Genomic DNA, 23,148 nt, shown 5'->3' with positions numbered 1-23,148 from the left:
ACCCGTGAACGACGCGCCCGACTCCGACCGCGAGCCCACCGAGCCGCTCCCGCCGCTCGAGCAGGAGGCCGTGGACCCGGAGTCCGTGGTCCCGGAGTCCGTGGTCCCGGAGCCGGCCGACACGGATCCGGTCGAGCCGGTCGATCCGGTCCGGCCGCAGTGGGCGCCGCCTGCGCCCGGCGCCGTACCGGAGCCGACGACCCCGCTGCCGGGGCTCGCTCCCTCCCTGATGCCACCCCCGCCCGGCCCGCCCTTCGCTGGTCCGCCGGCCGCTGGTCCGCCGGTCGTGGGTCCGCCGGCGGCCGACCTGACGGTCCGGATGCCCTCCGCGCCCGCCGACCGCCGGGCCTCAGGTGCCCCCGGCTGGCTGATCCCGGTGGTCGCCGCGGTGGCCCTGGTCGTCGGTCTCGGCGGCGGCCTGCTCGGGGCGCTCGCCTACGACCGGATCTCCGACGACTCCCCGGACGGACCCGGCTACTCCGGCGACGGTCTCGCGGGTGTCGACCTGAAGGAGAACCCACCGTTGGCCGCGCCCGGCTCGGTCGCTGCCGTCGCGCAGGCCGTGCTGCCGAGCACGGTCCAGATCATCGCCGAGTACGGCGGCGAGGCGACCGGAGCGAGTGGCTCCGGCTGGGTGATGGACGGCAACGGCCACATCGTCACCAACAACCACGTCGTGGCCGACGCCGCGAAGAACAACGGCCCGATCGTCGTGGTCGACCACGACCGCAACCGGTACGACGCCGAGGTGGTCGGGCGCAGCCCGATCTACGACCTCGCCGTCCTCTACGTCAAGGAGAGCGACAAGCTGAAGCCGGCCACGATGGGCGACTCGGCGAAGCTCCAGGTCGGTGAGCCGGTGGTCGCGATCGGCTCCCCGCTGAGCCTGCCGGACACGGTGACCTCGGGCATCGTCAGCTACCTGCACCGGCCGGTCACGACCGGCGGCGCGGACTCCCAGTCCTGGATCGACGCGATCCAGACGGACGCCGCCATCAACCCGGGCAACTCGGGCGGACCGCTGGTCAACCAGCAGGGGGAGGTGGTCGGCGTCAACTCCGCCATCGCCACCGCCGGTGGCGGCTCGATCGACTCCGAGGCCGGCAATATCGGTGTCGGCTTCGCGATCCCCGTCGAGCAGGTCCGGGTCACCGCCGACCAGATCCTCAAGACCGGCAAGGCGCAGTACCCCCTCATCGGGGCCGAGGTGAGGACCGGCGGAGCGCCGGCCGGAGCCGGCGCGGAGATCAGCAAGATCAACTCGGGCAGTCCCGCCGAGGACGCCGGCCTGCGCAAGGGCGACGTGATCACCCACGTCAACGGCACCCGGGTGAGCGACGGCAACGCCCTCATCGTCGCGATCCGCACCCATCAGCCGGGAGAGACCATCGAGTTCACGCTCACCCGCGGCTCGAAGGAGCAGAAGGTCAAGGTCACCCTCGACGGCAAGGAGGGGTAGGCACGCCCTCTCCTCGCTCCGGCGCCGAGCGTGGGACGCGGCCCGACCGTGCCGGCTGGGCGCCACCTCTAGGCGGCGCGCGGTCGGGCGGGGTGGTAGGTGATCTTGCCGTGGAGTGAGGTGAGGGTGGCGCGGGGTGGTGGGGTCCAGACGGGTTGACCTGTGTCGAGGTCGATCCTTACGGCCCAGGGGGTGTGGTGCAGGACGGTGTGGTGGTGGCGGCAGACCATCACGAGATTCGACAGCGCGGTGGGGCCGCCGTCGGCCCAGTGGGTGACGTGGTGGGCGTCGCAGGCCAGGGGCATGCGGGTGCAGCCGGGGAACGCGCAGTGCCGGTCGCGGGCGATGAGGGCGAGCCAGAGAGCGGCGGTCACAAGCCGCTGCGCTCGGCCCACGTCCAACACTTGGCTCTCGGTGCCGAGGACGGTGGGGATGATCTCGGCGTCGCAGGCCATGCGGCGGATGGTGGTCGCGGAGAGTCGGGCGCCGGTGGGGGTGTGGCCCTCGTGGGCGAGTCCGGCGTCGATGATCTGTTGGCGGAGGGATTCTTGGTCGATGAGCACGATCACGCGGGGTTTGGTGCCGTGGTCGCGGGGCAGGTCGTCGCTGTTGGCGAGTCGGTCGCAGGCGTCGACGAGGGCGTCCCAGAGGCGGGCGCCGGCGTCGCGGGGGTCGCGGCCGTCGTGGCCGCAGCCCGGGGTCAGGCACGGGGTCTGGGTGGAGAAGCCGTGGTCGTCGAACATCGGCTCGCCCGGTTGGCGGTTGGTCCCGCCGCAGGCGCCGGGCTCCGCGGTCGCGGGGGCGGCCAAGGGATGCAGGGTGGTCTTGATCTTCTCGGCGTCCTCGAGGGTGCCGTAGCCGGTGAGTTTGACCCCGCCGTGGCCGTCCTCGGTGAAGCGGAGGTGGCGGGCGTGGTGGGCGCCGCGTTCGGCCTTGACGCGTTCCTTCTCCGCGTTGACGATCGCTGCGTCGGGGTCGAGGGTGCGGACCACGTCACCGAACGCGGTCTGCAGGTCGGAGGCGTCGAGGCCCTCGGTCGCGACGAGGTCGAGCATCGCGGCGGCGACCTGCTCGCGGAACTCGGGCACCCGGGGCAGGGTGTGCACCTTCGACGCGATCGCGCGTGCCTGGGGCAGGGTCACCTGTCCGGAGTCCAGGGCGGCTTGGACCGCGGGCAGGTCGCGGAGTTGCTCGGTGGCGCGGATCAGCCCGCCGCCGGTGCCTTTGTGGCCACCGGTCAGGTGGGTGAGGAAGTCCTTCGGGGAGGCCCAGCCGAGCTCGCGGAGAGCGTCGGTCGCCTCGAGGTGGGTGATGCCGCGCAGCAGGGCGGCGTCGAGGAGTGAACGGGCCGCGGTGATCGACTCCACGGCCGCCACGGTGTCGGGACCGTCGAGCACATCCCAGTCACTGCCGGCCAGCTCCCGGGCATGCGCGAGCACGGCGGTGGCCGGGTCGAGCGCTCCGGGAGTTGTCATGCGCTCATCCTATCGAACATATGTTCGAACAGTCAAGACCCGTCTCCTCTCTGTGGATGTCATGTCTCAAGACATCGGTGACAGTTCTGCATCAGGACATCGGTGACAGTCCGGATGGTGTTGGTGGTGACACTTCTGACGTGACGCTTCGGCGGTGGCTGAACCCATCGATCCCCGCATCCGGCTCGGGATCTCGCAGTGGCCCGATGGCGCACCGCGTGGCGCTGTGTCGACGCTCTGTGCCGAGCACGACATCTCCCGGACGTCCTTCTACGCGCTTCGCAAGAGAGCCAAGAGTGACGGGCCGGCCGCGGTGCTCGAACCGAGGACGAAGCGGCCGTCGTCAAGCCCGACCCGGCTGAGCGATGAGGTCAAGGACCAGGCCGTGCAGGTCCGTGCCGCGCTGGAAGCCTCGGGCGTGGACCATGGCCCGATCAGCGTCCACGACAAGATGAAGGCGATGGGTCTCGAGCAGGTGCCCTCGATCGCGTCGCTGGCGCGGATTTTTCGACAGGCCGGCGTCGCCAGGTTCGAGCTGCGGAAGAAGCCGCGCTCGGCGTAGCGCGGGTTCATCGACCCCGCACGTACCCGCGCCGGCACCAGCCACATCGACACGGTGACCTCTCTGGTCGACGTGGACCACATCTCCACCAGGTCCTCGTCATCGCCGAGCGCGACCAGGCCGGCGAAACGCGATCACCCTGACCGAGCTCGACGGCGAGATCCTCGCCGAACACATCCGCGCCCGCACCGGAGCGATCGACGTCGGCAACGGCCGGCGCCCAGGACTCCGGCCGAAGAAGCCGGCAGTGTCACCGAAGTCCTGACCCGCCAACTCTCACCGATGTCCTGATGCAGCGCTGGCACCCGTGCCCTGGCCGACCACCTGGCCTCTCCGGGGCGGGTCCGCCGGCGCGCCGCTACTCGGGCTCGCTCTCCACGAAGGGGTGCTCGGCGACGTACTGCTCGGTGTGCCGGTACTGCTGCGCGATGTACTCCTCCAGCCGGTTGCGCTCCACCCGCCACTGCCCGCGGCCGCCGATCTTGATGGCCGGCAGCTCCCCGCGGCGCACCAGCGCGTAGACCTGCGCGCTGGAGGTGTTGAGCGTCTCGGCGACGTCGGTGAGCGTCAGGAACCGCGGTCCGTCCTGGCTGTCGGGCATGCCCCCATCGTCGCATCCGGGGCCGACCGGTGGGGCCAGCGGCACTGCGCGCCTGTGGATGAGCAGGTGACGTCGCCGCCGGCACCCGGCATGATGACCCGGTGACTCGGGATCTCGGGAGTTCGACGGGCACACCTGCGCCACCACCCGCCCAGCGGGTGGTGCGTCCGGCATGGCGTGACCCCCGACTGTGGTGCGGTGTGCTGCTCGTGACCGGCTCGGTCGTGCTCGGCGCGCGGTTGCTCGCGGCCGCCGACGACACGATGACGGTGTGGGCGATGACCGGCGACCGCGGCGCCGGGACGCCGGTCGCCGCCGACGCCCTCACCGTCCGCCGGGTGCGCTTCGCCGACGAGGCCACGGTGGAGCGGTACTTCGCCGCGGACGAGCCGGTGCCCGAGGGCCTGATCCTGGTCCGCGGCGTCGGCGAGGGCGAGTTGTTGGCCCGCTCGGCGGTCGGCCCGGTCGCGGAGGAGGCGGTGCTGCGGGTGCCGCTCGCGGTCGACCCGCACCGGGTGCCGCCGGACGTGGCGACCGGCTCGATCGTCGACGTCTGGCTGACCGACGCCTCCGCCCCCGGCACCGCCCCCGGCACCGCGCCCGGCACGGGCAGCTCCGGCAGCTCCGGCAGCTCCGGTCGCGGCACGGCCGCCGAGGCGCAGGACGGCCCGGCGCTCAGCGGCGTCACCGTCGTCGCCGCCCCGGCCTACGACGACGCCTTCGCCGTCACGGGCACGCGGCAGCTCGTCGTGGCGGTCGACGACGAGCGGGCGGCGGAGTTCGAGCGGCTCCTCGGTGCCCTGCAGGACCCGGTCATCCGGATCCTGCAGCGATCGTGAGGCGCGGATGCCGCGCGTGAGCGTCGTCCTGCTGGTCTCCTCGGGCGCGGCCTGGGAGTCGCGAGCGCTGGCCGCGCTCACCGAGCACCCCGCCACCGTGCTCCTGCGGCGCTGTGTCGACGTCGCCGATCTGCTCGCCGCCGCCCGCACCGGCCAGGCCGACGTGGCTGTCGTCGCGGTCGACCTGCCCGGCCTCGACCAGGGCGCCGTCGACGACTTGGTCCAGCACGGCGTCCGGGTGATCGGCGTCGCGACCGACCCCGAGCTCACCCGACCCCGCGCCGTCCGGGCCGGCATCGTCACCATTCTCGCCGCCGACCGCGCGAGCGAGCTGGCCGAGCTGGTCGCTCGACTTCCCGCCGACGCGACCCAACCCGCCCCGCCGTACGACGACCGCTCGGTGCCCGACCCTGTGGAGTCCGCGCCGCCGCGGGTCGGCGGCCCGATGGGCCGGGTGATCACGGTCTGGGGCGCCGGCGGTGCGCCCGGTCGGACCACCGTGGCCGGCGGCCTTGCCGGCGAGCTGGCTCGCCGCGGACTGAGCACGCTGCTGATCGACGCTGACCCGTACGGCGGTGCGGTCGCGCAGCAGCTGGGGATCCTCGACGAGGTCTCCGGACTGCTCGCCGCCGCCCGGCTGGCCGGAGCGGGCCCCCTCGACGGGCGCTTCACGACCACGCAGCGGCGGCTGTCGGACCACCTGCGGGTGCTGACCGGCCTGCCCCGCCCGGACCGCTGGGTCGAGCTGCGGCCCGGCACCCTCACGACGATCGTCGAGCGCGCCCGCCAGGACGGGCAGGTGGTGATCGACACCGGCTTCAGCCTCGAGCCCGACCTCGGCGAGCTCACGGGCCGGCCCGAGCGCAACGGCCTGACCCGCGAGGCCGTGGAGGTCGCCGACGAGCTGGTCCTCGTCGGCTCCGCCGACCCGGTCGGCCTGGCTCGGCTGGCCCGGGCCCTCAGCGAGATCCACGAGCTGCTGACCGGCCCGCGGGTGCGGGTCGTGGTCAACCGGATGCGCCCGACGCTCGGCTGGCGCGAGGCCGACGTCGTCGCGATGCTCGCCGGTTTCGGCGACCATCTCGCGGTGCACTTCCTCCCTGACGACCAGCCCGCGGTCGACCGGGCCCTGGTCGCCGGACGGTTGCTCGTCGAGACCGGCGACGGCGCTCTGACCCGGGCGATCGCCGACGTCCTCGACGCGATCGCGGGCGTCACCGCATGAGGGTCATACCTGGTCATACTCGTGGCATGGAGACGGCCATCTCCGTTCCGGACGATGTGTTCGCTCGTGCGGAGCGAGTGGCGGCTCGGCATGGGATGAACCGTTCCCAGTTCTATGCCGCAGCGGCCAGCAGGTAGGCCGACGAACTCGAGTCCGGCGACGTCACCGCTGCCATCGACGCGGTGGTCGACCAGGTGAATGCCGACGGCTCGAGCCGGTTCGCCGTGGAGGCCGGAGCCCGACTGGTGGCCGGGGCGGTCGACGAATGGTGAACCGCGGCGACGTGCACTGCGCGACTTCGGGGACCCGGCCAGCAGCGGTCCGGCCCAGCGGCCCGGCCCTGGTGATCCCGTCCGACGACGACAACCGGAGCCGGCTCGCCAGCACGATCGTGGTGACGCTGGCCTCGAACACCCCGCTGGCCGCATGCCGGGCCACGTCTTCCTCCCCGCGTCGGTCACCGGCCTGCCGAAGGACTCCGTCGCCGACGTGACCGCCTTCGCGACGGTCGACCGTCGTGATCTCGGCACCCGTCCTGTGGGCAGGGTGCCTGACCCTCTCATGGGTGAGGTGGACCAGGGGATCCGAGGGCTCCTCGACCTGTCCTCCTGACCCCGGAGGCGCCCGGATCCGGGACCCCACATCTTGGCGAGTCCTGTGAAAAATGGTCCCGATGGGCTATGGCGTCGAGCTCCGGGGCACTCGAGCCGGCGACCGAGTACCGCTACTACCCGGTGGTGACGACCTGCACCGGCGAGGCACGCAAGGCGTGCGACCTGTCCGGATCCGTGTCCGCCGGCGGCTGGCTCAAGGCGGTTGTCGACCCCGAGGGCGAGAAGATCGTCTACGCCTACGACGTCGCGGGCAATGTCGCCCGCACCTGGGACCGCAACGCCGCCCAGGGCAAGGACCTCACCGCGGCCTGGGCCGACGCGTCCGCGCCGCCCACGACGCGCTTCGTCGACACCGTCTCCGCCAACCCGGTGACCTCCGACGCGCTCAGTGTCTCCAACACCGCCCTGGTCGCCATCGCCCCCGACGGGACGGTCACGGGGGCCGGCAGCAACGCGAGTGGGGAGCTGGGCGACGGCAGCACGACGAACCGGAAGACCCCCGTCCGTGCGGATCCGATGACCAACGCCGTCCAGGTCGTGCAGACCGCGACGGGTACGACCTCCGGGTGCGCGTCGACCGCCTACCTGACCGGTGGCGGCGAGGTCTGGGTGACCGGAGCCGGCACGACCCGGCCCGAGAAGCGCACGGGCCTGCCGTCGGGCATCCTCTCGATCGCGGCCGGCGGCTGCCATCTGCTCGCGCTCGACTCCGAGGGCGGACTGTGGGCCTGGGGAGCCAACGGCTCCGGGCAGATCGGCAACGGCTCCACCGCCGCAGTCGGCACGCCGGTCCAGGTCCTCGACGACGTGTCGACCATGGCCGGGGGCAACCTCAGCTCGCTGGCCGTCAAGACGGACGGCACCACCTGGGCCTGGGGCGCGAACAGCACCGGTCAGCTCGGTCTGGGCGATACGGCGGGACGGACCACGCCGACCCAGGTGACGGCGCTGAAGGATGCCGGGATCCGCCAGGTGTCCAGTGGCTTCGGCTCCTCCTACGCCATCGGGCGTGACGGCACCGTGTGGGCCTTCGGCGGCAACGCGTCCGGAGAGCTCGGTGACGGCACCACCACGCAGCGCACCAGCCCGGTCAAGGTCACGACACTCGGTCCTGGCACGGCCGCCGGCCCGGTCCGCCAGGTCGTCGGCGCCAACAAGAGCGCGATCGCTCTGCTGCGCGACGGCACGGTCCGCGTGTGGGGCATCAACAACGCCGGGCAGTCGGGCGGCGGATCGGCCGCGGCTACCGTATCGACACCCACACAGGTGCCGAACCTCACCGGCCAGGTCGCGGTGGCGGGCGGCTGGTCGACGATCGCGACCGCCGACCAGGCCGGCCGGATCCGGGTCTGGGGATCGACCGCGAACAACCAGCGTGCCGACGACACCAACCCGGCCACCACCGCGACCCCCGCACCGGCCGGGATCGACATCTCGCCGTACCGCTCCGCGCTCTGGGGCGTCCAGGGAAGCCGCGACGCCACGGGGAATCTGGTCACGACCACGATGGACCGCCTCGGCCAGCCGCGCCGGGTCCGCTCCGGTCGCGGCAACGACGTGCTGACCTCCGCCTACGACCGGATGACCGGCTACGACGCCGCCGGCCGGCCGGTCTCGTCCAGCGGAGCCCAGCACCGCTCTCCGGGGACGGTCGCGCGGACGACGTACGACCCGTTCGGCAACCCGGTCAAGACGATCGACGCGCGCGGTGTCGCCGCGCGGGCGACCTTCGATGCGCTGAATCGGCAGCTCACCAGCCAGGTGACCCGGACCCCGGATGCCGTCGCTCCGGGATCCTGCCCGGGCACCGCCGCGGCCGCGGAGTGGACCAGCGCGCAGAACGACCACCGGGTCTGCGTGACATCGACGACCTACGACGGCGTCGGCCGGGTGCTCACCACGACGGATGCGAACAGCCAGGTCACCACGACCCACTCCGACGCCGCGGGTCGCCAGCGCCGGGTCGACACGCCGCGCACCGAGGGCGGCACCGAGATGCTCACGTCGCGCTGGAACTACGACCGCGAGGGACGGGTGCTCGACGCCTGCTCACCGCGACAGTTCGTGGAGGCAGAGGACGGCGATACGCCGAACACGGCGGCCGGCTGCGCCAGCACCGGGGTCCACGCCACCCACTTCGCCTACGACGCGGCCGGCAACACCACGAAGGAGATCCGGTACCGCTTCGGTGCGACCAACCCCGAGCTGACGGCGGACTACGGCTACGACGCCGACGGCAACACGACCGCGGTCACCGACCCCAACGGCAACCGCACCACGACGACGTACGACTGGCAGGGCCGGCGTACCTCGATGGAGGTGCCGCGACGCGGGACGAAGACGAACACGACCAGATGGCGCTACGACCCCAACGGCAACGTCACGGCCGTGCTGGCGCCCGGGTCGATCAACACCGGGTCGGGGGCCGACGGACCTCTCGTCGTCGACGGCACCACCCCCTCGGAGTCGACGGACGGCATCGCGCACGGCGCGGGCAACCCGTTCCAGATCCCCGACGGTGCGCAGTACCGCGACGTGACCCTTCAGAACGGCGCCCACGTGACGTCGGCCGCGGCCAACGGGCTCCTCTTCTACGCCAGCGGCACCGTGACGGTCTGCGCCACCTGCTCGATCACCGTCGCCGGCAAGGGCTACCAAGGCGGCGCCGCCGGCAGCGGCGGCAACGGTCACGCCGGCGACGCCGCCAACCCCAACCCCGGCAACGGAGGCAAGGGCGGCCGGGGCGGCCTGCTCGGCCTGTCGCCGTCCGGCGGTGGCGGTGGCGGTCACAAGACCGACGGTGGCGCTGCCGGTACCGGTGGCAGCGGTCCCGGCCTACCCGGCCTGGCCTCGGGCACCCCGGACTTCGCCACGGTGGGGATCGACTACCTCCTGGGCTCCGGCGGCGGTGGCGGTGGTGGCGGCAAGGCCCTCACCGGCGCCGGGGGCACCGGCGGCAACGGCGGTGGCTATCTCCGTCTGACGGCCGGACGGATCGTGGTCAACGGCACCATCGACGCGTCCGGGGCCGACGGCGGCTCCGGAACGGGCCAGTCCGCCGGTGCCGGTGGCGGCGCGGGCGGCGGGATCTGGCTGGCCGCGCCCACCATCGAGCTCGCCTCCCCGTCGGTCCTCGATGTGACGGGTGGGGCCGGCGGCGCGGGTGTCAGCAACCGGAACGGTGGCAACGGCGCGGTCGGCTATATCCGGATCGATGGCGAGGACGTGACGAACGCGCCGGCGGGCGTGGAGGTGACGCGTGGCGACATGATCACCGCGGTGTCGTACGACGCCGCGAACCGGCCGGTCGACACGATCGAGGGTGCGCAGACGGTGCAGGCCGATCCGGCTCTCGATGCCAGTGCGCATGCGGCGCCGGACGCGAACGGGTTCGAGAACACCCGGTCGCGCACGGCGTACGACGCTGATGGTCGGGTGGTGGCGTTGTTGCCGCCGCAGGCGTTCAGTGATGTCGCGTCGTTGACGGCGCCGAATCTGAACACGGCTCGGCGTCTGGACTATGACCTGGATGGTCGGCCGGTGGCGGCGTACAGCCCGCGCTATGACAACGCGTCGGGGAGTCCGACTGCGTCGGTCGGTTCGGGCAACGACGGTGGCGGGAGCGTCGACCAGCAGGTCACGCAGTGCGCGACGGGGCGGGTGCTGGACCTGGCGTTGACGGGCCTGACCGGGGCGGGTGCCGCGTTGCCGTCGGCGTACGGCGCGCAGGTGGGTGTGTGTAGGACGCGGACGGTCTACGACCCGGTGGGCAATGTCGCGCGGGCGTGGCTGCCCAGCTCGAGCGGTGGGGCGAGTGCGGGGGACGAGGGCTATCTCGACTACACGTACACCGACGACGGTCTGGTGCAGCAGGTCGATGGGCCTGACCCGGCGTCCGGGGCCCGGGTCATCGCGGCGACGAATGTGTATGACGGTGTGGGTCGGTTGGTGTCGGTGACGGATGCGAAGGGGAGTGTGACGCGGACGTCGTACTTCGCTGATGGTCTGGTGGAGGAGACCGAGGGGCAGGCTTATGACCCGGATGGTGCTGTGGGTCCGTTGCCGTCGCAGGACGAGAAGACGCAGTACGTCTACGACGGGGCGGGGAATCTGGTCTCGACGGTCAACCCGGAGGGGAAGACCACGTCGCAGGTGTGGACGAGTGACAACCTGTTGGCTCAGATCGAGGCTCCGGGCCCGGGTGGGGGTCAGGGCACGGCGAAGACGAGGTACGGCTACGACGCGGTCGGGAACGCGACCGAGGTGTGGCAGCCCGAGGCGGTGCGTCATGACCGGCCGCCGATCTTCAACGAGTTCACGAAGGACAATCTGCTTGCGGCGACGCATACGCCGGTGGGGTTGACCGAGCCGACGCCGCCTGCGGCTCCGGTGAGGGTCTATCGATCGGTGCGTTATGACTATGCGCCGGCGGGGATGAAGACGGTCACCCAGACCGCCCGGTGTGAGTCGGACGTGCCGACGGCGTGCGTGCCGAGCAACGACGATGATTACAAAGGTGCCGGTTTCGTCAAGCTGAACTATGGCGCGAACGGGCGTCTGAGTTCGCAGATGGGCAGGGACCGGAAGTTTGACGAGACGCCGACGAAGTCGATCACGACGACGTATGCGCAGCATGGTGGTCCGGCTCAGATCAAGGACGAGTCGAGTGGGATCACGGTCAATGTGGGCTACTACCTCGACGGGACCCAGCGTCGGGTTGCGGAGTCGGGTGTGGGTGGTGGTGTGGGGAACACCAACACGTATGCGTACAACGGTTCTGGTGCGGTGTCGGTGCGTACGGACACGACGGAGTCGTCGGGTGTGACCGGGGGGAGCACGAAGGTCACGTCGTATCGGTACAACGCTGCGGGTCTTGCGGCGGGGATGGATTCCGATGTGCTGGGTGCGTCCACGTCCTTTGGGTGGGACAAGGCGGGTCGGTTGAGGTCGGCGACGACGGGTGGTCATGTCTCGGAGTGGTCGTGGCAGCCCAATGGTGTGTTGGCGGGGGCTGAGACCAAGGCTGGTGGCACGGTTATGGGTTCGTACACGTACTTGTACGACAAGAACCGGAACCTGATCAAGCAGACCGTGAGCAGCGACAGTGGCGGTGTCGGTGGGTATGTCAACGAGTTCGAGTACGCGCCGAGCGAGCAGGTGTTGAAGTGGAGTCACCAGCCTGCGAGTGGTGGTGGGAGTGGTGGGGGGACGGCTCGGGTTGTCGACTATGAGTGGGACAAGAACAGCAACCGGACCAGAGTGGACGACAGTGTCGACGGGGTGACCTCGACGAGCTATCGGTGGGACAACTCGGTCAAGGTCGTTGATGGTCCGGGTGACAACGGTGTGCCGGCGACGAACGACCGGTTTGTGTACGAGTACAACGCGGTGGGTCTGCTCACCGAGGACGGGTGCAACACCTATCGATATGACGCGTTCGACCGGGTGGAGCGGCAGACCAGGGCCGGCACGGATGTGTGTGACAACGATCCGCGGGTCACGGACTTCTCGTACGACGGGTTGGACCGGCAGCGGGTCAGCGAGGTGTCGGGGTCGGCGAAGCCGGGGGCGAACCGGATCACTCGAAGTGTGTTCGACGGTTTGTCGGTCGATGTGGTGGGTCAGACCGGGGCGGTCAACGGTGATGCGAACGGCCCGACGGTGCTCTACCAGCTCGATCCCGGCGGTAAGGCGATGGGCTACAAGCAGGCGGGGTCGTCCGGTGCCGGGACGGCGTTCTTGGATGACGACGGGCACGGCAACGTCACGTCGGTGACGACGTCGGGTCATGTGGTGGCGTGCGCGGTGCGTTATGACGCGTTCGGTGGGCCGGTGGATGCGGAGCCGAGTGGTTCGCCGGGCAGTGATGATCCTGGTGATGGCAACGGTATGTGTCGCACGGACTCGGCCGAGGCTGAGGCGACGGGCAACACGTATTGGTATCGGGGTCAGGTCCGTGATGGTGGGACGGGGAACTACCAGCTCGGGGTCCGGACCTATGACCCGGGCAAGGCGGCGTTCACTACGCCGGACTCGTATCGGGTGTCGTCCTCGGCCACGGATCTGAGTGTTGGTGTCGACCCGTTGACGTCGAACACGTACACCTACGTCAACGGCAACCCGGTGAACCTGATCGATGAGGACGGGCACCGCCCGGCCTGTGTTGATCTTGGCGGATGTACGGATCTCGTGAGACCGGAAGCCGAGCACAAGGGAGCGTGGATCTCCCATGTGGGTGAGCCGTCGCCTGGGTACGACCCGTGGGGTGAAGTGAAATCTGTTGTCCCAAATCCAGTCGCGATGGTGCGTGGAGCGGTCGGCTTCATTGGAGGTTCCGTCGTCGGAATTGGTGAGCCTGTCAATCGCATGACCGGGCAGGCGATCGCGCCGGTCGTTGATCACGAGGAGATCGAAGCTGCTCGTGCGGCCTTCATGGGTGAGATCACCAAGACAGTGTTCCTCGCGGCCACGTTCGTGCCTGGTGGGCAGGTCGCAGCACCGATCAGAGCAACTGTCGCGGCAGTCAGCAAGTCCCGAGTCATCGCACCAGTCATCGAGCGCGTCGCGGCAGCGACCGCGAAGGTCGTTCATCCGCGTGTCGCCCCGAACACATCGATGGACTCGCTCTTGGCGAGCGGTGCGACAGTGCGGCACTCAAGAACGGCGACCGCGATCGGTGACGACGGCGCAACACGGGCCAACTTCGACCGTTCCGTCGGAGCGAACGGTCGTCACGATGTGATCGTTCACGGAAACGCTGCCGGCGAACCGATCGTCAACGGTTTGGTCACTCATCCCCAGCAGATCGCCGACGCGATACTCGAGAACCCCGCCTACGGCGGCTGTGCTATTACGCTCGTCATGTGCCATGGGGGTCGAGGCACCGCGCAGGAGTTGTCGAGGATTCTGGGAGTGGATGTGCACAGCACCACCCGGAAGGCGCAGCTCGATCCAGTCACCGGTGGTCTCGTACAAGGAGGATTCAGATGAACCGTCCGCCGATGCCTCGCCCTCTCGGAGGGCTTGCGCCGCTTCCAGGCAAGGCATGGCCCTCTCCGGACCTTGCACGATCTGTAGGCGCCCTTCCTCATTGCCTGCGATCGCCAGTTGCCGGCTATCTCTCAACATCACCGATCATCCTGGCCTGGATGGAGCACACCAGAGATGTTCTCGGAGACCGCTTCGGGGTGGACGGCGGGAGCGGCATCGCGACTGACGGTCAGTTTTATTGGCGTGTTGATGCGTCTGCATACGTCCTTGAATACGGAATTGCGATCCCGTCTGACGCATTGGATCATATGCGATCGCGGAGCTGGGAACCACCCGAGTTGAGTCGAGATCAGTATCTGGATCTCTATCACATGCTCATGGACGAGCTCGAATCAAATGCATGAAGGTCTTTCAGTGCGGCAGGGCCTGACCCGGCTGGTCGGGTCGAGCATGCGTATCTGGCAAAGGAGGAGCGTGCCGCTCGAGCGGGGCTCGGGCTCCGGGGCAATCCGAGATCGTTCGTCGGGTGCTTTGCGGAGTGTCAATTCGCAAGGCATTGGCGGCGCCTTCTACCTGAAGTAGAGCGGGAGAGTCCCAGATTCTCTCGCGCGGCCGCCATGAACTGCGCGCCCCCCCGACACCGCCTGCGTCGTACCGCCGGTTCGGGTTGCTGAGGGCTGCTGCTGAGTATTGGTGCTGCTGTCACACCCCTACGGACCGGACCGGTGCTGCTGGTGTCGCGGGTGACGAGACGTTGACGACGTCGTATGGGGCTGCTGCACCGATCTGTGACAGTCGGTTAGGCGGCCTGTTCGGCCAGCGTGGTCATGATGGCTTCGTACTCGATGGGGGTCAATCGGCCGAGTCGAGCTTGGCGTCGTCGGCGGTGGTAGGTCCGCTCGATCCAGGTCACGATCGCGATGCGGAGCTCCTCGCGGTTGGTCCACTTCTGCCGGTCGAGGACGTTGCGTTGGAGCAGGCTGAAGAAGCTCTCCATGGCTGCGTTGTCGCCCGCCGAGCCGACCTGGCCCATGGAGCCGAGCATCTGATGGCGCCACAACGACTGCTGCAGCTTCCGACTCCGAAACTGGCCGCCCCTGTCTGAGTGCAGCTTGCAGCCGGCCACCGATCCACCCCGAGCAGCGCGCCTGGCGACGGCGGACTCGAGTGCGTCGACCGCGAGCTGGGAGGTCATCCGGGAGTCGATGGAGTAGCCCACGATCCGGTTGGACCACACGTCCTTGACCGCGTAGAGGTAGAGCTTCCCGACCGTCGGTGGGGTGCTCGGAGATGTCGGTGAGCCAGAGCTGGTTCGGACCGGGTGCGGTGAACTCGCGGCGGACCAGGTCGTCGTGAGCGGGCGCACCCGGGCATGCCCTTCTTCCCGCGGCCCTTCTTCCCGCGGCGCTTCTTGCCGAAGACGCACCACCACTCGTTGCTTGAGCAGATCTTCGACACCGTCCGCTCGGACACCTGGTAGCCGGCGTCGGTGACCTCGTCGAACAACAGCCGGTAGCCGAACTCGGGGTCCTCGCGGTGGGCGTCGAAGATCGCGTTCGCGAGGTAGGCCTCCTCGAGCTCGCTGTCGGTGACCGGGCAGGCAAGCCAGGCGTAGTAGTGCTGGCGGTGCAGAAAAGTGGAGCTTGAGCACCCGGCACGCCACCGCGACCGGCACCCGGAGCGGGGCTCCGGCGGCGGCGAGCTCTCTCACGAGCGGGTAGAGCCTTTTCCCGGTAGCTGGGCCTGCGACAGGTAAGCCGCAGCCCGACGCAGCACCTCGTTCTCCTGCTCCAGGAGCCGGTTGCGGCGCTTCAACTCACGCAGTTCGCGGGACTCGTCGGTGGTGACGCCGGGCTTCGCGCCGTCCTCGACATCAGCCTGACGAAGCCACTTCGAGAGGACCACGATTACGGGCGACCCGGACGACGTCCTCACCGAACTCGCGGGGGTAGGGCTTGGGCACAGCAACATCCTTCCAGCCTGACAACTCATCAAGCGATCTCAGATGTCGCAGATCCGTTCATCAGCCCCGTAGTGCCGAATCCGGTGAAGTTGGCCAAGGGGCTGACTACTTGGCTGGGAGGGTAGTTCCTCGGCATCGATGAGCCGATCAACCACGTGACGGGGCAGCCGATCGCGCCGGTGGTTGATCACGAGGAGATCGAAGCTGCTCGTGCGGCCTTCATGGGGGAGGTCACCAAGACAGCGCTCCTCGCAGCCACGTTCGTGCCCGGTGGGCAGGTCGCAGCACCGATCAGAGCGACTGTCGCGGCAGTCAGCAAGCCCCGAGTCATCGCACCGGTCGTCGAGCGTGTCGCGGCGACGGCCGCGAAGATCGTCCGCCCCGGTGCGCCCGCAAGCAATGTAACCGTGTATAGAGTGGAAGGTGCGGCGAATGCGCGGCTGACGATCGCCGACTCTGGTGATGTCACTATTCACGGAGATGCCATGCTTTATCTAAATTTCGGGGACGAGGCGCGGGCGCTTGAGTATCTGGCGCAGAAGCAGGCTCAGCCTGGCATGACTGACGTTGGCCTGAAGTCATTTGAGGTTTCCCAGTCGTATGCGGATTCCCTTTTCGATCGTGCTGTCCCTCAGCGTGGCGGTGCCGAAGCTCCGATCCAACAAGTGGACATCACGAGAACGGACAGATCGCTCGGCCTGGCGTCGTCTGAGTTCGCGGAGTTGGCTTGCGCGATCCTCCCTCGGAGCGGTCGATGCTGATGGGAAGTGACGAGTTGGAGCAGCTACGCTCAGGAATTAGTATCCCAAGTCCGGTGGCTTCAGGGCTACTTCAGGGCTTGACTGTGGAGGCCGACAGTCCGGACGAGGTGGTGCGACGGGCGCGCGCAGTGCTGGGGGCCGTGATCGAAGGTGGCGAGGACGGCCTTGCGCCCGACAACCGGGCGTGGCTACAGAGGCTGCCTGGCTGGTTCACGGCTGCATGCTCGCCTATGCAGACTGTGGAGGAGCGAGAGAGATGGCTTGCTCGTTGGCGAACGCTCGACCGCGAGGGGAAAGCAGCTGCCGAGGCCGAGCTGGGATGGACGCTCGTGGATTGGCTGGGTGCCGTCGATTCGCAGACGCGGTCGTGGCGGTGGTGGGCCTACGACGGAAAGACAGTGTGGGTTCTTGTCGACGGTTGGCCTGCCCCGTTGGAGCCCCTGGTCTGGCTGCTGACAGTCGCTGGAGCTCGGTCTGTCGAGGATGTTGTCGACGCATGACCAGGCAGTTCATGCTGACGCGCCGATGATCCGAGCGAGATGGGGTGGCAGCGGGTACGGACGCTCCGAGGGAAGCAAGGCTTGACACGTGTCGATTTGCCCGGCGGCGATCTGCGTTTGGATACCGCGGACCTGTGGAGTGATGTCGTCGATCGGGACTGCTGCACGGACGGGTGACACCTGCGCTGCACTGATGCGTGTCGACACGAGATCGACGTGCACCCTGGCGGATGCGTTGGCGGTCTGCGTGGACAGGCCGGGCCGATCCCGCCCCTTCGGCGTGAGCGAGCCCATCCAGTCCGCAGAGCCCCGACCTATCGGGGCAGCGCCCGTCGACTGCCGACCACCCCGACCGCCACGAGCACGGCCAGCCCGAGGATCACCCAGCGCGCGGCGTCGACCGCCTCCGAGCCGAGGGCGAGCAGGTTGCCGGCGACCGCCGAGGTGAGCGTGTAGGCGATGAGCTGGGTGGTGCTGACGGCGGCAGCCGCCCGGGCGCCCTCGCCGGAGTCGGGGGTGCTGCTCATGGCAGCGACGGTCAGGTGGGGGAAGGCGATGCCGACGCCGATCCCGGCGAGGAGGAGGAAGCCGGCCCACAGCGCGATGGAGCCGGCGCCCGCGCCCGCGGTCTGCAGCAGTCCATAGCCGGCGAGGCCGGCGGCGACCAGCCAGGGGGAGAACAGGACCAGGCGGCGGGCGGTGGCGGGGCCGGCGCCGGCGCTGAAGACCTGGGCGGCGGACCAGCCGATCGACATCACGGCGCCGAGGAAGCCCGCCCAGACGGGGGTCATGCCGGCCAGCTGCTGGCCGAAGAGCGGGACGAAGTTCTCGACCATGACGCCGGCGCTCAGCGCGGCGACGGTGAGGTAGACCCACTTGAGCCGTCCGCCGGCCAGGTAGGTGATCCGCGGCAGGACGCTGTGGGTGGCGCGTGCGTCGATGACGAGGAAGGCGACGAGCGTGGCCAGGCCCGCCACGACCAGGACGACGGCCCGCACGCCTTCGGTGGTCGAGCTGATGCTCAGCAGGGCGGCGGCGAGGGTGAGCGCGACGAACGAGCGGAGGGGGAGCGGGTCGCCGCGTCGCGGGCTCGCCGTGTGGGCCGGCAGGGCCCGGGTGGCGATCAGGGCGAGGAGCGCGGAGACCACCGCGAGCACGACGTACGACGCCCGCCACAGATCGAGCTCGGCGAAGATGCCGCCGAGCGCCGGGCCGACGAGGGCACCGAGGGCGAACATCGCCGAGACCAGGCTCGAGGCCTGGGTCCACGTGTGCGCAGGCAGGGTGGTCCGGATGACGGCGTACCCGAGGCCGATCAGCAGACCCGCACCGGCGCCCTGGAGCCCGCGGCCGGCGACGAAGACGACCATGCTCGGGCTCGCGGCGCTGGCGACCGTGCCGAGCCCGAAGAGGACGAAGCCGGCGAGGTAGGAGCGGCGGGCGCCGAACCGGTCGAGGGTACGACCGACCAGCATGGTGGCGACGACGGCGACGACGAGATAGCCGGTCGCTGCCCACGCGAAGTACTCCGCGCCGCCGATGCTGGCGACGACCGACGGCATCAGGGCAGCCGTGAAGTAGAGGTTCATGGCGTAGAGGGCCACGCCGCCGGAGAGCACGAGGACGGCGGGCAGCAGGTCGCGATGGAGCAGCGCGGCCCACCCGGTGGCGGCCGGAGCGGTCTGCCCGGAGTCGAGGTCGAGGCGTTCGTCGGTCATGCCGAGGACGCTAAAAGTTGAAGTAGACTTCAAGTCAAATGAGCCGCGAGCACCTCACGCCGACCCAGCTCCTCACCATCGGGGAGGTGGCGCAGCGCGCCGGGATCGCGACCAGCGCGGTCCGGTTCTACGAGAAGCAGGGCCTGATCTCCTCGGTGCGTACGGCCGGCAACCAGCGGCGCTACCCGCGCTACGTGCTGCGTCGGATCGGCATCATCCTCGCCGCGCGTCGCTTCGGGATCCCGCTCGAGGAGGTCGCCGAGATCTTCGGTGGCCTGCCGGAGGACCGGATGCCCAACAAGCGCGACTGGACGGCCATCTCACGCCGCTGGCACGCGCGCCTCGCGGCGCGTCGTCATGAGATCGAGCGCTTGGAGGCCGAGCTGAACGGCTGCATCGGATGCGGCTGCCTGTCCCTCAACACCTGCCGCCTCTTCAACCCCGAGGACCAGCTCGCCGCCGAGGGGCCGGGGCCGCGGCGGCTCCCGTGGGACGGACCCTAGTGGTCCTCGCGACGCCGTCAGGCGCTGAACAGCAGGAACAGCCCGCCGGCCGTGAACCCGACCATCACGACCAGCAGCGGGAGCTGCCCGGTGATCTGGTCGCGCGGCGGAAGCAGGCTCAGCGCCCGGTCGTGCGCAGCGACGGCCGCCACGACGTGCCCGACCACGACGGCGAGCACCTTGATCGTCGCGAGGACCTCCGGGTGATACGAGAACCAGTACGACGGCTCGAGTGCCGCCGTGCCGAGGATGTCCCACCCCTTGCCCAGCGGGTCGCTGGCCCGCGCGAGGGTCTGTGTCCCGACGTCGATGAACAGGGTCAGGTAGTGGGCCACGATGTAGCCGAGGATGATCGGCACGATCGAGTGGGCGTAGCGGCGCGGTAGGTCGCGTCGCGACAGTCCCTCGCGCGACGGGGTGAGCGCGCTGCCGATGCTGAACAGCAGGCCGGCCACCACGCAGAACACCACGAGCGCCACGTTGTCGAGCAGGAACTTGCTCACCGACGCGTTCTGGTAGGTCTTGACCCAGAAGGACGACTCCGCGAACGAGTCGAAGGCGGTGCTGCCGAAGAGGACGCCGACGACGCCGATCAGGCCGGGCGTCGACGGGATCGTCGCCAGGTTGGCCAGCGGGCTGCGGAGGACCAGGCGCCCGTCCACCCGCGCCCACGGCGACAGCTTCGCGATGAGCGACGAGTAGACCTCGAACGGATCGGCGCTCTCGTAGAAGCGGTTGCCGAAGACCGCGCCGCCGATGAGCATCGCGCCGACGTAGATCGCGCACCACAGGCGCACCGAGCCCAGCTCGGTCGGGGTCCTGGATGCCAGCTCCAGCCAGACGAACGCGAAGAGTCCGAGCGCCGCCGGCCAGTACCCGAGCCAAGAGGGGTAGTCGACCAGGCCCTCGTCGGGGTCGCTGCCCGAGAGCCGCGCGATGCCCGCGTTGATCGTCCGGACCGGGCTGATCGCCCGCCACACCGGGCCGAACACGGCCGAGGCGAAGATCAGGCCGACCCACCACCAGACGTAGACGATCCCGAAGAACGGGTTCGTCAGGCTGTCCTGGCCGAAGACCGCGGTGAACACGGCGAACAGGGCGATCACCATGCCGATCACGCGCAGCGCGATCCGGAAGGCGGGAGAGGCGGTGACGACGTCGAGGAGACGCGGCGCCGGACGGCCGGGGAACGCACCGCCGTCGTACCGCGGCCGTCGCCAGGCCACGGCCAGGACGGTGAACGAGACGACGAGGGCGGCGACCGCGCCGGACACGGCGAGCTCGAGGGAGATCGGCAGGTCGGCCTGACCGCCGATGCCGTGCGCCTCGACGGTGCCGGAGGCGGGGGTCATCGGACTTCGAGCTGCACGATGATCTGCGCCGGATCGTGCGACTCCACCTCGATCACGCCGGGCCGGTCGATCGAGATCGGGAACGTCTTCGTCCCCACGTCGTAGGCGAACTCCTGCTCCGGATCGGAGTGCATGTGCAGCGAGCCGGCGGCGTCGGCGGTCACCACGAGGTCGATCGGCTGCCCGGCGGAGACCTTGACCCGGTCGCCCTTCGGCGTGATCTCGCCGTCCTTGACGGTGATGTCGACGACGACCTTCTCGTCGGTGCTCGCCTCGTCCCCGGAGCCGCACGCGGTGGCGGTCCCGAGGAGCATGAACCCGGCGAGCGCCGCGCCGACGATGCGCAGCCGCTGCATGCTTCCTCCTCATCGCAGAACACCCGCGGACGAATCCGCGGATGATCGGTGTCGTCTGCCAGAATCTCATGTGATCCCAAGGCGACCCGATGGGGCCGGTCGCCGATCGTCCGGGGATCGGTCCAGAGGCGGGAGTACGACGTGGTCGATCGGGTGCGTCCACGCGATCTGACGTTCCTCGAGCAGGAGTCGCCGCAGACGCCGCAGCACAACGCGACGATCGAGATCTTCGACCCCGGCGAGGGGCCCGACGCGTTCGACCACGCCCGCCTGGTCGCACTGATCCGCGACCGGATCGCGTTCGTGCCGCGCTACCGGCAGCGGCTGCAGGCGATCCCCGGCCACCTGGCCAACCCGGTCTGGGTCGATGACGAGAAGTTCGACCTCGGCTTCCACGTACGCCGCTCCGCGCTCCCGCGCCCCGGCACGTCCGCCCAGCTCCTCGAGCTGGTCGCACGGATCGTGTCCCGCCCGCTCGACCGCAGCCGCCCGCTGTGGGAGATCTACTTCGTCGAGGGCCTGGAGGGCGGCCGGGTCGCGCTGCTCTCCAAGGCGCACCAGGCGCTCGTCGACGGCATCCACACCGTCGACCTCGGTCAGCTGCTGCTCGATCTCCAGCCCGACGCTCGTGCCCTCGATCCCGACGACTGGGCGCCGCGGCGCCCGCTCAACCCGGCCCACCTGCTCGCGGACGCGGTGCGCGACAACCTGACCGATGCCGGCGAGCTGATCGACACCGTGCGCACCGGCTCCCGGGCCCTGGCCCGCACCGCCGACCGACGCAGCGAGCGGGCCCGCTCCTTCCTCGCCGCGGCGACCGGCCGCCGGCCCAAGACCGGCGGTGTCATCAACGGACCGCTCTCCCAGCAGCGCCGGATCGTGACCGTCGAGACCCGCCTCGCCGACTACCGCCGGATCCGCGAGGCCCACGGCGGCACTGTCAACGACGTCATCCTGGCCACCGTCACCGGCGCCCTGCGGGCCTGGCTGATGACCCGCGCGGAGTCGCTCGGCGGCCTGCGTCAGGTGCGCGCCGTGGTGCCGGTGTCCGTCATCGACGAGGAGCTCGAGGCCACCTCCCTCGGCAGTCAGATCGCCGCGCACTTCGTCGACCTGCCGGTGGGGGAGCCGAGTCCGGTGGTGCGCCTGCACCAGGTCTCCTACTCCTTCCAGGCCCACAAGGACACCGGCCGCAGCGTCGCCGCCAACCGGCTCGCCGGGATCGCGGGCTTCGCGCCGACCACCTTCCACGCGATCGGGTCGCGGGTCGCGGCGAGTGAGCTGCGCCGCGGCTACCAGCTCTCGGTCACCAACGTCCCCGGCCCGCAGGCCCCGCTGTACGCCGCCGGCGCGCGGATGCTCGCCAGCTACCCGGTCCCGCCGCTGACCCCCGGCCACCCGCTGGCGATCGGCGTGACGTCGTACGACGGCGGGGTGTTCTACGGCATCACGGCCGACCGCGACTGGATCCCCGACGCCGAGCTCCTGGGCGCCTGCGTGCGCGAGGCGCTGGACGAGCTGATCGACCTCTCCTCGGCCACCCGGCAGCGCGCACCGCGCGGGCGCCGCACGGCCAGGAAGGGCCCGGCGAAGGACGAGTCATGATCGCCCTGCATCTCGGTGCCCTGCATCCCGTCGAGCAGATCGCGACGATCGTGCTCGCCTTCGGTCCGTTCGTGGTCCTGGGGATCGTGATCTTCTTCCGCCGCCGCGCCGAGGGACGGGACGGCGAGCACCACGACGGACGCTAGCGGCTGAGCCACTCCTTGCCGGTGCGCTCCTCGGCGCGCAGTGCGCTGCCGAGCAGCTTGGCCAGCAGCTCCTCGATCTTGCCCGCGACGAGCGGGATCTTCACCTTGATCTCCAGCTCGACGGTCTCCGTGGTGACGCCGGCGGACTCGTCGAGCCGCACGGTGCCGTTGATCTCGCCGGGCTTGCCGGGGATGCCCACGGTGATCGTCGCCGCGTGGGGGCTCGACCAGGTCTCGGTCTGCACGATCGTCGTGGTCGCGCCGATGAACTTCTTCGCGAACGCCGGCACCTTGTCGGTGGGCTGCTCCATCTCGATCCGCACGGCCTTCGCGTCGACGTTGCCCTCGATCTCGACGGCGTACGACGTCGCGCGCTGGTTGCGGCACACCGTCTCCCGGAAGACCGGGTCGGTGAGCATCGCCGCGACCTCGATCACGGGGGCGTCGTAGGTCATCTCGTGCACCAGTCGGGTCGCCAT

General features: G+C 69.9%; 15 protein-coding genes and 2 pseudogenes. 10 read left to right on the top strand and 7 right to left on the bottom strand.

What is annotated here, in order from left to right:
- Positions 1-4 precede the first annotated feature (4 nt).
- The gene (locus QJ852_18655) at positions 5-1,459 is read left to right on the top strand and encodes a trypsin-like peptidase domain-containing protein (GenBank protein WGX95170.1); all 1,455 of its coding nucleotides are present in this window, start codon (positions 5-7) and stop codon (positions 1,457-1,459) included.
- Between the two features lie 68 nt (positions 1,460-1,527).
- On the opposite strand, the gene QJ852_18650 is transcribed toward QJ852_18655, so the two are convergent.
- Positions 1,528-2,934, bottom strand: a complete 1,407-nt coding sequence (locus tag QJ852_18650) for a DUF222 domain-containing protein (protein ID WGX95169.1) — start codon at positions 2,932-2,934, stop codon at positions 1,528-1,530.
- A gap of 226 nt (positions 2,935-3,160) precedes the next feature.
- On the opposite strand from QJ852_18650, the pseudogene QJ852_18645 reads away from it, so the two are divergent.
- Positions 3,161-3,493, top strand: a pseudogene (locus QJ852_18645) (IS481 family transposase).
- A 361-nt stretch (positions 3,494-3,854) separates the two neighbouring features.
- Here the strand turns inward: QJ852_18645 and QJ852_18640 are convergent.
- Positions 3,855-4,097: a helix-turn-helix domain-containing protein gene (locus QJ852_18640; GenBank protein ID WGX95168.1), complete on the bottom strand. Its 243-nt coding sequence runs from the start codon at positions 4,095-4,097 to the stop codon at positions 3,855-3,857.
- Positions 4,098-4,297: 200 nt separating this feature from the next.
- Between QJ852_18640 and QJ852_18635 the strand changes: the two genes are divergently transcribed.
- From QJ852_18635 to QJ852_18620, 4 genes are all read left to right on the top strand, one after another.
- On the top strand, positions 4,298-4,936 hold the full coding sequence (locus QJ852_18635; protein WGX95167.1) for a hypothetical protein: 639 nt from the start codon (positions 4,298-4,300) through the stop codon (positions 4,934-4,936).
- Between the two features lie 16 nt (positions 4,937-4,952).
- A complete protein-coding gene (locus tag QJ852_18630) occupies positions 4,953-6,161 on the top strand; it encodes a hypothetical protein (protein ID WGX95166.1) in 1,209 nt (402 codons plus the stop codon).
- 426 nt (positions 6,162-6,587) lie between these two features.
- The gene (locus tag QJ852_18625; protein ID WGX95165.1) at positions 6,588-6,773 is read left to right on the top strand and encodes a type II toxin-antitoxin system PemK/MazF family toxin; all 186 of its coding nucleotides are present in this window, start codon (positions 6,588-6,590) and stop codon (positions 6,771-6,773) included.
- A gap of 68 nt (positions 6,774-6,841) precedes the next feature.
- Positions 6,842-13,765, top strand: a complete 6,924-nt coding sequence (locus tag QJ852_18620) for an RHS repeat-associated core domain-containing protein (GenBank protein ID WGX95164.1) — start codon at positions 6,842-6,844, stop codon at positions 13,763-13,765.
- Positions 13,766-14,564: 799 nt separating this feature from the next.
- Here the strand turns inward: QJ852_18620 and QJ852_18615 are convergent.
- Positions 14,565-15,664 (bottom strand): annotated as a pseudogene (locus tag QJ852_18615) (IS3 family transposase).
- A gap of 219 nt (positions 15,665-15,883) precedes the next feature.
- Here QJ852_18615 and QJ852_18610 point away from each other — a divergent pair.
- On the top strand, positions 15,884-16,489 hold the full coding sequence (locus QJ852_18610) for a hypothetical protein (GenBank protein WGX95163.1): 606 nt from the start codon (positions 15,884-15,886) through the stop codon (positions 16,487-16,489).
- A gap of 814 nt (positions 16,490-17,303) precedes the next feature.
- Here QJ852_18610 and QJ852_18605 read toward each other — a convergent pair.
- A complete protein-coding gene (locus QJ852_18605) occupies positions 17,304-18,707 on the bottom strand; it encodes an MFS transporter (GenBank protein WGX95162.1) in 1,404 nt (467 codons plus the stop codon).
- 38 nt (positions 18,708-18,745) lie between these two features.
- On the opposite strand from QJ852_18605, the gene soxR reads away from it, so the two are divergent.
- Positions 18,746-19,210, top strand: coding sequence for a redox-sensitive transcriptional activator SoxR (gene soxR, locus QJ852_18600; GenBank protein WGX95161.1), 465 nt, complete (start codon positions 18,746-18,748; stop codon positions 19,208-19,210).
- 17 nt (positions 19,211-19,227) lie between these two features.
- Here soxR and QJ852_18595 read toward each other — a convergent pair whose 3' ends face one another.
- Entirely contained in the window at positions 19,228-20,562 is a 1,335-nt protein-coding gene (locus QJ852_18595; protein WGX95160.1) for a hypothetical protein, read from the bottom strand.
- Positions 20,559-20,918 (bottom strand): hypothetical protein, encoded by a 360-nt coding sequence (locus tag QJ852_18590; protein WGX95159.1) that lies wholly within the window; start codon positions 20,916-20,918, stop codon positions 20,559-20,561. Before QJ852_18590 ends, QJ852_18595 begins: the two co-directional genes overlap by 4 nt.
- Before the next feature lie 141 nt (positions 20,919-21,059).
- On the opposite strand from QJ852_18590, the gene QJ852_18585 reads away from it, so the two are divergent.
- Complete coding sequence (locus QJ852_18585) at positions 21,060-22,523, top strand: wax ester/triacylglycerol synthase family O-acyltransferase (GenBank protein WGX95158.1); 1,464 nt, start codon at positions 21,060-21,062, stop codon at positions 22,521-22,523.
- Entirely contained in the window at positions 22,520-22,669 is a 150-nt protein-coding gene (locus QJ852_18580) for a hypothetical protein (protein ID WGX95157.1), read from the top strand. The genes QJ852_18585 and QJ852_18580 overlap by 4 nt, the downstream gene beginning before the upstream one ends.
- On the opposite strand, the gene QJ852_18575 is transcribed toward QJ852_18580, so the two are convergent.
- Positions 22,666-23,148: a DUF2505 domain-containing protein gene (locus QJ852_18575; protein ID WGX95156.1), complete on the bottom strand. Its 483-nt coding sequence runs from the start codon at positions 23,146-23,148 to the stop codon at positions 22,666-22,668. The genes QJ852_18580 and QJ852_18575 overlap by 4 nt on opposite strands.

It is taken from the genome of Nocardioides sp. L-11A (genome assembly GCA_029961745.1).
GTDB lineage: Bacteria > Actinomycetota > Actinomycetes > Propionibacteriales > Nocardioidaceae > Nocardioides.
This window is presented reverse-complemented; position numbering and strand designations above follow the sequence as displayed.